Source organism: Micromonospora orduensis, from assembly GCF_006228125.1.
Lineage (GTDB): Bacteria > Actinomycetota > Actinomycetes > Mycobacteriales > Micromonosporaceae > Micromonospora > Micromonospora orduensis.
Genome location: NZ_VDFY01000286.1, coordinates 1 through 10,795, shown reverse-complemented (window position 1 = coordinate 10,795; position 10,795 = coordinate 1). Strand labels below are relative to the sequence as shown.

Genomic DNA, 10,795 nt, shown 5'->3' with positions numbered 1-10,795 from the left:
ACCCGCGGGAGCTGCTGCGCCGGGTCGTCGGCGGCGTTCGCGCGGGTGACCGGGACCGGCTGCGTACCGAGCTGCGCCGCGCCCCCGCCGACGTGGGGCTGGGGATGGCCGCGCTGGCACCGCCGCTGCTGCGGGAGCTGGCCGGCGAGCTGCTGGGGCATCCGCCGCGCGCCGCCGACCTCGGCCGGCTCCGCGGCGAGCTGGACGGACGCGTCCGCGATCTGCTGCCCGGGTTGCCGCCGCCGGTGCTGGAGACGCTGCTGACCCGGGTGTGCCGGATGCCGCCGCCGCGTGCCTCGGGAGAGCCGCCGCACGCCGCCGACTCGGCGGTGACCGCCGGTGTGGCGACCGGGCTGCTGCTCGCCCGGCTCGGCCGTGACCTGCCCGCGAACCCCGACCCACGGCCGGGCGGCGCGGGACAGCCCGGCGCCGGGCCGCAGCCCACCGGCGCGGGACAGCCGGCCCGCGTGGGCAAGCGGGCCAGCGGGGCGGGCCAGCGGCCGGGCAGCAGTGCCGCTCAACGCTCCGGTGGGCTGCCGCCGCGCACGGGCAGCCCGTGGCGGGACGCGCCCACCCGCCGAGGTTCCGATGGCTGACCGGCGCGGCCAACTGGCCGCCCGGATCCGGGAGACCCTCGGCGAGGCGCTGGGCGCGACGCGTACCCGGTTGTCGGCCGCCGAGGCCGACCTGACCGCCGGGCGTGAGCGGCTGACCCGGGTCCGGCGGGCGGCCGCCGCCGTACCACAGCGGGTGGGCGCCCAACGCGACCGCCGGCTCGCCGAGATCGACGCCCGGCACTCGGCGCGCATCGCGCGGCTCGCCCGGCACGCCGCCGACGCCGCCCTGCTGGAGGCCCCCGGCTGCGCCGGCGCCGACTGGCCGGGATGGACACCCACGCCCACCCGCCGCGCCGAGCCGCCGGGAGCGCTGCGCATCGGTACCGTCCACATCGACGACGTCGACCCGGTGCCCGCGCTGGTGCCGCTGCTCGACGCCGGGCACGTGCACCTCTCCGGTGACGACCGCGCCGGCTGCGACGCGGTGGTGTCCGCGCTGCTGCTGCGCGCCGCCGGCCGCGCCGACCCCGGGGCGGTCCGACTGATCGGGTACGACCCGGAGCACCTCGGCGGCGGCCTGGCCGGGTTCGCCCCGCTGGGCACGGCGGGGCTGCTCACCTTCGTCGGGCCGGGTGGCCTCGGCGGGCTGCTGGACGACCTGGTGGAGCAGATCCGCCGGATCAACGAGACGGTCCTGGCCGGCGAACACGGCTCGCTGCGGGAGCTGGCCTCGGCGACCGGCCGTCGCCCCGAGCCGTGGCGGGTGGCGGTGCTGCTCGGCGGCGACGAGCTGAGCCGGCACGAACGCGGCCAGCTCGAACGCGTGGTGCGCGCCGGCGCGGCCTGCGGGGTGCACCTGGTGGTCCGGGGCATCCCGCTGCCCGACGATCCGACGGTGACCCGGGTGGTGGCCGGGACGTCCGGCGCCCTGATCGGCGGGCCGTCCGGGCTGCCGGTCCGACTGGACCCACCGCCGCCCGCGACGCTCGTCACCGAGACCTGCCGGGAGATCGCGGCCCGGGTGAACGCCGGCCCACCGCCGACGCCGTTCACCGACCTGCTCCCGCCGCCGGAGCAGATGTGGCGGGAGGACTCGGCCAGCGGGTTGACCGCACCGATCGGCGAGGGGCCGCACGGCCGGCCGGTGCGCCTGACGCTTGGCGACTACCCGCCGCACGCGCTGATCGGCGGCCCGTCCGGCACCGGCAAGACCAACCTGATCTTCGCCTGGATCGGCGCGCTGGCCGCCCGCTACTCCCCCTCCGAGCTGGAGTTCTACCTGCTCGACTTCAAGGAGGGGGTGTCCTTCGCCCGGTTCGCGCAGGGCCGACGCGACCCGAGCTGGCTGCCGCACATGCGCCTGGTCGGGATCAACGTCAACACCGACCGGGAGTTCGGGCTGGCGCTGCTGCGGTTCCTCACCGAGGAGCTGCGTCGCCGCGCCGACGCGGCCAAGAAGCACGAGGTGACCAAGCTGGCCGAGCTGCGCGCGGTCGACCCGACCGGGCACTGGCCCCGGATCGTCGCCGTCGTCGACGAGTTCCAGATGCTGCTGGCCGGCCGGGACGTGGTCGCCCGGGAGGCGGCCGACCTGCTGGAGGACCTGGCCCGACGTGGCCGGTCGCAGGGCATCCACCTGGTGCTCGCCTCGCAGGACGTCCGGGGCATCGAGGCGCTGTGGGGCCGTCCCGCGCTTGTCGCCCAGTTCACGTTGCGCATCGCGCTGCCCAAGGCGCTGCGGATCCTCGCCGAGCGTAACGACGCCGCGCAGTCGTTGCCCCGCTGGCACGCGGTGGTCAACGCCGAGTCGGGGATGGTGGAGGGCAACGAGGTCGCCCGGATCCCGTCGGCCAGCGACTGGGAGACCTGGAGCGGGTTGCAGCACCGGCTGTGGCGGATGCGTCCGGCCGACGCGGCGCCGGCCCGGCTCTTCGACGGTGACGCGATCCCCCGGCTGGCCGAGGCCCCGGACTACCGCGCGCTCGAAGCCCCGGCGGACGGCAGCGCCCCGCGCAGCCCGGTGGCCCTGCTCGGCGAGATCATCGACGTGCAGTCCCGCTCGGCGGCGCTGCGGCTCCCCCGCGCCCCCGGGCGCAACCTCGCGGTGCTGGGCACCCGGGTCGACGAGGCGTGCGCCGTGCTGGACGCGGCGGCCCGCTCCCTGGCCCGCCAGCACCCGCCCGGCACCGCGCGCTTCTCCATCGCCTGCCTCGACCCGGACGCCGACCCGATCGCCCGCGCCCTCTACGAGGACCTGGCCGACGACGCCGCCTGGTACGACGAGGAGACCGTCGGCGAGCTGATGGCCGAGACGGCCGACGGCCTCGGCGGCGCGGGCAGCCCGCACTACCTGCTGCTGTTCGCCGTCGACGCGGCGGCCGGCACCCTCGCCGCGCCGGCCGGTCGGCGTACCGGCCTGGAGCAGCTGCGCCGGATCCTGCACGACGGGCCGGAACGGCGTACCCACGTGCTGGCCTGGTGGCGGGGCGTCGCCCGGATGCGCGCCGACCTGGGCGGCCCGGCCGCCCGCACCGATCAGATCGGCGCCTGGGTGGCCCTCGACGCGCACGGCGGCGAGCTGGGCTCCTCGCTCTACCCGGGCACCGGCGGCCCGGACTGGTATCCCCGCCCGTGGCGGGGGCTCTTCTTCGACCGGGCGGTGCACCGCACCGGACAGGTGATAATCCCGTATGGACCGTCGCGATGAACCAACCCGTGACCAGTGAGACCTACTCCGCGCAGCTGCGGCGACTGGCCGAGCTGACCGCCCGGGTCCGCGAGCAGCGCGCCGAGGCGCACACCTGGTACGTGCGGCAGTGCGCGGCGGCCGAACAGGCCGTCGCCGACGCCGCCGACCAGGTACGCGCCGCCGAGCAGGAACTGGTCGCGGCACGCGAGCAGCAGGAACGCGTCGACGCGGAGGTCGCGCACCTGTGGCAGCAGGTACGGACCCGGCTCGGACCGGGCGCCCGGCGCGTCGGCGGCCCGCCCACCCCCGCCAACGGCGGCACCACCGCCGACCCGGTGCTGCTGCTCTCCCGTGCCCGGGACCTGCTCGACCGGGCCGGCCAGCCCGGCGAGTTGCCCGGTTCGGTGAACCCGCTGCTCGCGCTCTGCGGCGCCGCCGGCGCGGTGCTGGCGTACGCCCTGGGCACCGGCGCGCGGGCGCTCGGCGTCGGGTACGGCGGCGACCTGGCGGTCGGGATGCCGGTGCTGGCGCTGGTGGTGACCCTGCTCGGGCCACTGATCGGCCTGGTGCCGGCGCGGGTGCTGGCCGACCGCCGGCACGCGGTGCTCGGACCGCGCCCGATCACGGTGGTGCTCGGCGCGGGGGTGGTGGCCACCGCGCTGCTGCTGATCCTCGGCCGCTGACCCCGCCAGGGGGTCGAACAGCCGACGGTCACGCCGGGACCAGGACGGCCTCGCGCAGCAGGCGGCGGGCCAGGGTGACCCGGTCGGCGTCGTCGGGCAGGCCGGGCACGTCACCGACGCGGGTGACCGCTCCGGTGAGCAGGGCGCGGACCCCCGGCTCGCAGGAGGCGGGCAGGGTGATGGTGCGGTCGAACAGCCGCAACGCCACCGTGTCCGGCCCGTGCGGGTCGAGCTGCCAGCGCAGGCCCGGGCGCAGGGTGAGCCGGGAGTCGGCGTCCAACGCCCCCAGCGCGCCGGCCTGGGCGAGCGGTCGGATCGGCGCCGGTCGGGCGGCCGGCCAGGCACGCTGGCGCAGTCGGGCGGCGACGGCGGCCGGGTCGGCGCGCAGCAGCCAGTCCCGCAGGGCCTCCACCGTCTCGGTCAGCTCCGGCTCGATGGCGTCGAGGTCGGCCACGTCGGTGCCGAACGGCAGGCTCGCGCGCAGCCTCTGGTCCTCCGCGGCCAGGGCGAGCAGCTCCTCGACCAGGGCGTACCGGGTGAGGGCGCGGATGCCCACGGTCAGGTGCAGCGAGCTGGCGTCCTGCGCCTGTGCACTGTGCAGCCAGCCACGCGGCAGGTAGAGGGCGTCGCCGGGGGCGAGCACCACGTCCAGCGCGGCGGGGCCCTGCGCGGTGGCCGACACCTCGTCGGCGCGGCCGCCCCACGGCTGCTTCTCCAGCGGGTCGGGCAGCACCGGTGGGTGGATCCGCCAGTGCTTGCGGCCGTCGACCTGGAGGACGAACACGTCGTGGGTGTCGTAGTGGGTGGCGAAGCCCTGGCTGCCCGCCGGCGTGAGGTAGGCGTTGATCTGGAGGGGCTGGTTGAGGGCGAGCCCCAGGTCGCGGGCGAAGTCGACGAGCGGCGGCCAGATCCGGTGCAGGCCCTGCAACACCAGGGTGGCCCCGGCGGCGTACTGCTCCAGGACCCGCTCGTCGAGCACCTGGTCGCCGATCTCCGCGCCGGCGCCGCCGCCGCCGGTCCAGCGGGCCGCCGGCACGAGCTGGCCGTCCTTGGCGACACGCAGGAACGGGGTACGCAGACCGCGACGGCTGAGCAGCTCGTCGGCGTCGGCGGGGCTGAACAGGTCGGTGAAGCCGGCCGGGTCGGGTAGCTCGGCGGCGTGGGACAGCAGCGGGGTGTGTCCCCAGTGCGCGGCGGCGAACTTGGCCGGCTCGACCGACACGCAGCGGGCCAGCGCCGCGACGGCGGACGGAACCGCCGGGCGGCCGTGGCCGCCCGGCGGGTCGAGATGCGTCATGACGGGGCCGTTACCTGGCGCTGCCGTCAGCGCCGCCGTCCTGCTGCCCGGGGGTCGCACCACCATCGGCCGGACCCTCCGCGCCACCGTCAGCACCGCCGTCCTGCTGGCCCGGGGTCGCACCACCATCGGCCGGACCCTCCGCGCCACCATCGGCACCGCCGTCCTGCTGGCCCGGGGTCGCACCACCATCGGCCGGACCCTCCGCGCCACCGTCAGCGCCACCATCCTGGTGACCCGGGGTCGCACCGCCGTCGGCCGGGCCTTCCAGGCCGCCGCCGCCCGTGGTCTGCATGTCATCGTCGTTGAGTGCCATCGGTACTCCCTCGGGTGTGCCGCCCCGCCATAGGTCGGGGTCCGTCGTGCTGCGGGTGGTACCCCACGCGCGATCTTCTCTAACCCTCACCGTAGACGCCGAAACGGGGCGACACGGGCGGTTCACCTGCGGTGGGGGCGATGCCAGGATGGTGGGGTGATTCTGGTGGGCACGTCCGGCTGGCAGTACCGGGACTGGCGGGGCCGCTTCTACCCACAGGCGCTGCCGCAGCGGCTGTGGCTGGAACACTTCGCCGACCGGTTCGCCACCGTCGAGGTCAACAACGCGTTCTACCGGCTGCCGGAGCGGGACACCTTCGCCGCCTGGCGGGCGCGGACCCCGGCGGACTTCTGCGTGTCCGTGAAGATGAGCCGCTACCTGACACACATCAAGCGGCTGCGGGAGCCGGACGAACCGGTGGCCCGGTTCCTCGGCCGGGCCACCGCGCTCGGTGACCGGCTCGGCCCGGTGCTGCTGCAACTGCCACCCAACCTGCGGGCGGACGTCGACGCGCTCGACGCGACGCTGAAACTGTTCCCGGCCGACGTACGCGTCGCGGTGGAGCCCCGGCACCCGTCGTGGTGGACCGCCGCCACCCGGGCGGTGCTGGAACGCCGCAGGGCGGCGCTGGTCTGGGCGGACCGTCTGGGTCGCCCGGTCGCCCCACGATGGCGTACCACCGACTTCGGCTACCTGCGGCTGCACGAGGGGCGGGCCCGTCCGTGGCCGCACTACGGGCGTACCGCCCTGGGCTCCTGGGTGGGCCGGCTGACCGACGCCTTCGGCGCGGACGAGCCGGCGTACGTCTACTTCAACAACGACCCCGGCGGCGCCGCCGTCACCGACGCCGTCACCTTCGCCGCGCTGGCCCGGCGGGCCGGGCACCCGGTGTCCCGGGTGCCGTCGCCCGCCGAGGCGGACACCTCGGACGGCTGAGCGCGTCCGAGGTGTCTCGCAGACCCACGGCTCACGGGAAGAACGTAGCGAGATCCTTGGGCATGGTCTCCTTCACGTCCTGCCACTCACCCTGGGTGACGTGCCGGCGCAGGGTGTCCAGCACCACCTGCGTCACGCGCTCCGGACCGCCCTCGACGTCGTACGGGAAGCCCTGGCGGACCTCGTAGAGGAAGTCGTCGCGGTTGAGCTTGATCGGCACGTCCGACGGGTTCCACCCGTCGAAGTAGATCCCCCGGACCAGCACCGGCAACTGCTGCGCGAACTCCACGCTCTCGTTCACCGGCAACCGGTCGCGCAGCAGGTGCAGCACCGTGCGCAGGGCCGCGTACGACTGGTTGCGCCGGTCCTTCGGCCAGCCGTAGGCGGCCTCGATGTCCTTGAGGATCAGGTTGGTCTTGTCCAGCGAGGACTCAAACGCGGAGATCATCGTGTCAGCCATCGGTCAACCTCCGCTCTGCCGTCTCCCACCGCCGGTCGTCGTCCCGCCGAGGCGGCCCCACCGGGCCGCGTCGAGCCCGCACCGGGCTGCGCTGCGGCGCGCGCCGGGCGTCGTCGGCCGCGCCGACCACATGCAGGACGGCGCCACGCCGTCGATCCGTCACCACTCGAGCCGTCATCCCCCGTCACCTCCGTGTCGTGTCCGCCGTGGGCCGCCCGGGGCGACCGCACGCACCATGTCCACCGTGCCGACGGGTCGGGTGAGCCGGCCCCACCCGGATCGGGTGAGCCGGCGACGGAGATCGGTCAGTCGGCGCCGAGGAGCCCAGCGAGCGTCTTCGCGTTCGTCTGCGCGTAGTCGCGGTAACAATTGTTCATGAGAACGTGGGTCTGCCCGGCGTCGTCGGCCAGCTCGCGCAGTTTCGGCGCCCAGTCGGCCAACTCCCGCTTGGAGTAGTGGTAGCCGAACTTCTCGTGGATGTCCTTGCTGGTCCACTTGTCGCTGTGGCCGTGGAAGCGCACCACCGCGAGGTCCGCGGTGGCGGCCAGCACCGGCGGCACCGACGAACGGTGACCCTGCGGCATGTCCACGCAGACGTACGGCAGCTTGTGCTCGCGCAGGAACGCCAGGGTCTCGTCGGCGTTGTCGCCGTCGAACCAGGAGGCGTGCCGGAACTCGTAGGCCGGGCGTAGTGGCGCGCACCGCTTCGCAACCTCCAGCAGGTACTGCTTGTTGGCCCGCTTGATGGTGAACCAGGGCGGGAACTGGAACAGCACCGCGCCCAGCTTGCCCGCCTCGACCAGCGGGTCCAGCGCGGACAGGAAGCGCGTCCACACCTCCTCGTACGCCTGCGCGGGCAGGTCGTCGGGGTAGACGTTCTTCTTGTCGGTCTCCGGCCGCAGGTCCTTGTAGAGCGCGCTGACCCGGGTGGGATGCCCGGTCAGCAGGCTGAACGCCTTGATGTTGAAGGTGAAGCCGTCCGGGGTGCGCTCGGCCCAGAGCCGGGCGGTCGCCTCGGCGGGCGGTGAGTAGTAGGTGGCGTCCACCTCGACCAGCGGGAACTGCCTGGCGTAGTAGGCCAGCCGCTTCTCCGGGGTGTCCGCGGTCTGCGGATACCAGCCCGAGTCCAGCAGTGTGCGGTCGGTCCAGGACGCGGTGCCCACGAGGATGTCACCCATGGGCGGAGTGCATCGTGTCGTGGACCGACCGGCAACCGCTGGTCTCGCTCAGGCGGCCCGCCGCTCGCGACTCTGCTTGCACGTCACGCAGGTGGTGGCCGACGGGAAGATCTCCAGACGCTCCACCGGGATCGCCGCCGAGCAGCCCTCGCACCAGCCGTAGGTGCCCTCGGCGAGCCGGCCCAGGGCGTGCTCGTACTGGGCGCGCCGGTCGAGGATGGTGCGCAGAAGGGACTGCGCGGTGTCCCGCTCGGCGGTCTTGGTGCCGCTGTCGGCCTGGTCGTCGCCGGCGGTGTCCCCGACCTCCACCAGCCGCAGCACCTGGCTCTGCAGGACGGCCTGCTCGTACTCGGCGGTCAGCTCGTCGTAGCGAGCCTGCAGGGACTGCCGGATCTGGTCGATCTCCGTCTGGGATCGGCCCGTACCGACCGTGTCGTGGACGAGCATCGCTGCCTGCCTTTCCTGGGCCAGTGGCTCAAGGTGAACCGGGTGCCGGCGGCGCAGGCCCCGGTCACGGTCGCATCCGGTACGCGGGCGGTCACCCGCGCTCTGTGAGCCGGGCGAGTACCCGCCGGACGAGTCGATCAAACCGGCCAGTTTTCGGCGGTTGTCAGGCGTCCCCGCCGGGCTCCACGAGGGCCGGGTGACGGGGGTCGTCGGCCCGTACGACCACGTCGGCGAAACTGGCCGGGACGACCTCCTCGGCGTACCTGTCGAGGGCGGGCAGTGTCCACAGCCCGGCGGCCTCGGTGCGGCGCCGCAGCGCGGCGGGCGACAGCGCCAGGTGGACGGTGACGTCGAAGGGCAGACCGCCGCCGAGCAGCAGCGCGCCGCTGACCAGGACCACGCCGCCGGGTGGCAGATCGACGTAGCGGGCGCGGCTGGCCCGGTCGGCGTCGGCGTCCCACAGGGACGGGAGCAGTTTGCCGGCGCCACCGGGGCCGGCCGGGTCGAGCACCTCGCGGCGCAGCCCGGCCTCGTCGACCCAGCTCTCGTAGTAGGCGTCCGGGTTGGTCCGGCCCAGTTCGAAACGCAGCGAGGCGGGTCGCAGGAAGTCGGTGGCCCGTACGTGCAGCACCGGGCGGCCCCGGGCGCGCAGCGGGTCGACAAGCGCGGCGGCCAGTTCGTCCGGGCCGGCGGCGGGGGCGCCGTCGACGGCCACCCGCAGCCGGGCGGGCTCGGCGGTGGCCGCGGCGTCGACGAGGCGGCCGGTCAGCTCGTCGACGAGCAGCTCGGGCGAGATGGGACGGATGCGCACCGGACCATCCTGCCCCGAGCCGGGGCGCGGCCGTGGCGGCGGTCAGCCGGTGCGGTCGATGGTGACCCGGGCGTCGTCGGCCAACCGGTAGCCGACGCCGTACACGGTGGTGACCAGGGGGACGTCCACGCCGACCTTGCCGCGCAGTCGGCGTACGTGCACGTCGACGGTACGGACACCGGCGTGCTCGTAGCCCCAGACGGCGTTGAGCAGTTGCAGCCGGGTGAACACCCGCCGGGGGTGGGCGACCAGGTGCAGCAGCAGGTCGAACTCGAGGCGGGTCAGCGGCAGCGGCTCGTCGTCGCGCAGCACCGAGCGGGACGAGGCGAGGATGTGCAGGGCGGGGATGGTCGGGCTGATCGCTCGGGCCGGTGCCCGGTTGGCCGGCACGCTGTCGGGGCGGCGGTCGACCGGCACCGAACTGGTGATGACGGCCTCGCCCCGCTCCAGCATCTCGCGGGCCGCCTCGAGCAGTCGGCGCGCCGGCGGGGTCAGCGACTCCTCACAGGCCAGGGGGATGGACAGCGTCACGGTGAGCATCGGCGCGGCGGTGTTCGCCGGGCGGCGCTGACCGCCAGGGGGTCGACCGGGCACCGCGGGTTGGGACGTATGCCATCCGGCGCGCGACGAGGCGGGGCTGACCGACATGGTCCTCCTTGGGCTTGTCCGGGTATCTCCCCACGGCCCGGGACGCCGCTTCACCGATGCTTCCCGGCGTCCGGGCGAGGGTCAAGGGGCGGCTGCGTTGCATGAATGTGACAATTGACGAACACATCGGAGCCGGGTGCTCGCTCTGCGTACGAAGCCAGATGATTACAGCAGAGCCTGCGAGATGCCCCGTTACGGGGGTCCCCGCCCGGTTCACCGGGGCCGGTCACGTCACGTTCGGGCCGCCGCCCGGCCGGTGCTCAGCGGGCGTGGTCCACGCTGATCCGCGCCTCGTCGGCCAGCCGGTAACCAACCCCGTAGACCGTGGTGACCACCTCGGTGCCGTCCAACTTGGCGCGCAGCCGCCGGACGTGCACGTCCACCGTCCGGGCCACCGCGTGCTCGTAGCCCCAGACACTCGACAGCAGTTGCAGGCGGGTGAACACCCGTCGGGGCCGCTCGGCCAGGAACAGCAGCAGCTCGTACTCGATGCGGGTCAGCGCGACGACCTGCTCGCCCCGCAGGACCATCCGCGAGCCGGCCAGGATGTGCACGTGGCCCGCGTCGGCGGCCGGCTCGACGGGGCTCGGGGCGGTGCGCGACCGGGGCACGTCCTCGACGGCGCGCAGCTGGCCCTCACCGGACTCGGCCAGCTCCCCGATGAGCTGCATCAGCCGCGCCAGTCGCGGGGTCAGCGGCCCGGCCGCGAGGTCGAGGGTGATGGTCAGGGTCGGGCCGGTGCGCGGACGGGCGGCGCGGGCCGCCGGGTGGTG

At 74.8% G+C, this 10,795-nt stretch carries 12 protein-coding genes and 1 pseudogene; 4 read left to right on the top strand and 9 right to left on the bottom strand.

What is annotated here, in order from left to right; all coding sequences use genetic code 11:
• The 3 genes and pseudogenes from FHG89_RS30710 to FHG89_RS30700 form a co-directional block, all read left to right on the top strand.
• Positions 1 to 596: pseudogene (locus FHG89_RS30710) on the top strand (hypothetical protein); the annotation flags it as partial.
• Positions 589 to 3,264, top strand: coding sequence for an FtsK/SpoIIIE domain-containing protein (locus FHG89_RS30705; RefSeq protein ID WP_139587879.1), 2,676 nt, complete (start codon positions 589 to 591; stop codon positions 3,262 to 3,264). The pseudogene FHG89_RS30710 and the gene FHG89_RS30705, both read left to right, overlap by 8 nt.
• Complete coding sequence (locus FHG89_RS30700) at positions 3,261 to 3,929, top strand: hypothetical protein (protein ID WP_139587878.1); 669 nt, start codon at positions 3,261 to 3,263, stop codon at positions 3,927 to 3,929. The genes FHG89_RS30705 and FHG89_RS30700 overlap by 4 nt, the downstream gene beginning before the upstream one ends.
• Before the next feature lie 28 nt (positions 3,930 to 3,957).
• Here FHG89_RS30700 and FHG89_RS30695 read toward each other — a convergent pair whose 3' ends face one another.
• Positions 3,958 to 5,226, bottom strand: a complete 1,269-nt coding sequence (locus tag FHG89_RS30695) for a cupin domain-containing protein (protein WP_139587877.1) — start codon at positions 5,224 to 5,226, stop codon at positions 3,958 to 3,960.
• Positions 5,227 to 5,236: 10 nt separating this feature from the next.
• On the bottom strand, positions 5,237 to 5,542 hold the full coding sequence (locus FHG89_RS34040) for a hypothetical protein (RefSeq protein WP_139587876.1): 306 nt from the start codon (positions 5,540 to 5,542) through the stop codon (positions 5,237 to 5,239).
• Positions 5,543 to 5,698: 156 nt separating this feature from the next.
• On the opposite strand from FHG89_RS34040, the gene FHG89_RS30685 reads away from it, so the two are divergent.
• A complete protein-coding gene (locus tag FHG89_RS30685) occupies positions 5,699 to 6,478 on the top strand; it encodes a DUF72 domain-containing protein (RefSeq protein WP_139587875.1) in 780 nt (259 codons plus the stop codon).
• 31 nt (positions 6,479 to 6,509) lie between these two features.
• Here the strand turns inward: FHG89_RS30685 and FHG89_RS30680 are convergent, their stop codons facing one another.
• From FHG89_RS30680 to FHG89_RS30650, 7 genes are all read right to left on the bottom strand, one after another.
• The gene (locus FHG89_RS30680; RefSeq protein ID WP_139587874.1) at positions 6,510 to 6,938 is read right to left on the bottom strand and encodes a DUF2267 domain-containing protein; all 429 of its coding nucleotides are present in this window, start codon (positions 6,936 to 6,938) and stop codon (positions 6,510 to 6,512) included.
• Positions 6,931 to 7,116, bottom strand: a complete 186-nt coding sequence (locus FHG89_RS30675; RefSeq protein WP_139587873.1) for a hypothetical protein — start codon at positions 7,114 to 7,116, stop codon at positions 6,931 to 6,933. The genes FHG89_RS30680 and FHG89_RS30675 overlap by 8 nt, the downstream gene beginning before the upstream one ends.
• 127 nt (positions 7,117 to 7,243) lie before the next feature.
• Complete coding sequence (locus FHG89_RS30670) at positions 7,244 to 8,116, bottom strand: DUF72 domain-containing protein (RefSeq protein ID WP_139587872.1); 873 nt, start codon at positions 8,114 to 8,116, stop codon at positions 7,244 to 7,246.
• A gap of 48 nt (positions 8,117 to 8,164) precedes the next feature.
• Positions 8,165 to 8,563 carry a TraR/DksA family transcriptional regulator gene (locus tag FHG89_RS30665; RefSeq protein WP_139587871.1) on the bottom strand — a complete coding sequence of 133 codons (399 nt, stop codon included), beginning with the start codon at positions 8,561 to 8,563 and terminating at the stop codon, positions 8,165 to 8,167.
• Between the two features lie 163 nt (positions 8,564 to 8,726).
• Positions 8,727 to 9,374, bottom strand: coding sequence for a nucleoside/nucleotide kinase family protein (locus FHG89_RS30660; protein WP_139587870.1), 648 nt, complete (start codon positions 9,372 to 9,374; stop codon positions 8,727 to 8,729).
• Positions 9,375 to 9,416: 42 nt separating this feature from the next.
• Positions 9,417 to 10,022, bottom strand: a complete 606-nt coding sequence (locus tag FHG89_RS30655; protein ID WP_139587869.1) for a winged helix-turn-helix domain-containing protein — start codon at positions 10,020 to 10,022, stop codon at positions 9,417 to 9,419.
• 260 nt (positions 10,023 to 10,282) lie between these two features.
• Positions 10,283 to 10,795: winged helix-turn-helix domain-containing protein (locus FHG89_RS30650; protein ID WP_425280245.1), on the bottom strand; the 513-nt coding region annotated here is incomplete at its 5' end.

What these genes read in the sequence shown, in the direction of transcription:
- FHG89_RS34040 (WP_139587876.1), bottom strand. Translation starts at nt 5,542, where the DNA reads ATGGCACTCAACGACGATGACATGCAGACCACGGGCGGCGGCGGCCTG.
- FHG89_RS30700 (WP_139587878.1), top strand. Translation starts at nt 3,261, where the DNA reads ATGAACCAACCCGTGACCAGTGAGACCTACTCCGCGCAGCTGCGGCGA.
- FHG89_RS30670 (WP_139587872.1), bottom strand. Translation starts at nt 8,116, where the DNA reads ATGGGTGACATCCTCGTGGGCACCGCGTCCTGGACCGACCGCACACTG.
- FHG89_RS30695 (WP_139587877.1), bottom strand. Translation starts at nt 5,226, where the DNA reads ATGACGCATCTCGACCCGCCGGGCGGCCACGGCCGCCCGGCGGTTCCG.
- FHG89_RS30655 (WP_139587869.1), bottom strand. Translation starts at nt 10,022, where the DNA reads ATGTCGGTCAGCCCCGCCTCGTCGCGCGCCGGATGGCATACGTCCCAA.
- FHG89_RS30665 (WP_139587871.1), bottom strand. Translation starts at nt 8,563, where the DNA reads ATGCTCGTCCACGACACGGTCGGTACGGGCCGATCCCAGACGGAGATC.
- FHG89_RS30675 (WP_139587873.1), bottom strand. Translation starts at nt 7,116, where the DNA reads ATGACGGCTCGAGTGGTGACGGATCGACGGCGTGGCGCCGTCCTGCAT.
- FHG89_RS30680 (WP_139587874.1), bottom strand. Translation starts at nt 6,938, where the DNA reads ATGGCTGACACGATGATCTCCGCGTTTGAGTCCTCGCTGGACAAGACC.
- FHG89_RS30705 (WP_139587879.1), top strand. Translation starts at nt 589, where the DNA reads ATGGCTGACCGGCGCGGCCAACTGGCCGCCCGGATCCGGGAGACCCTC.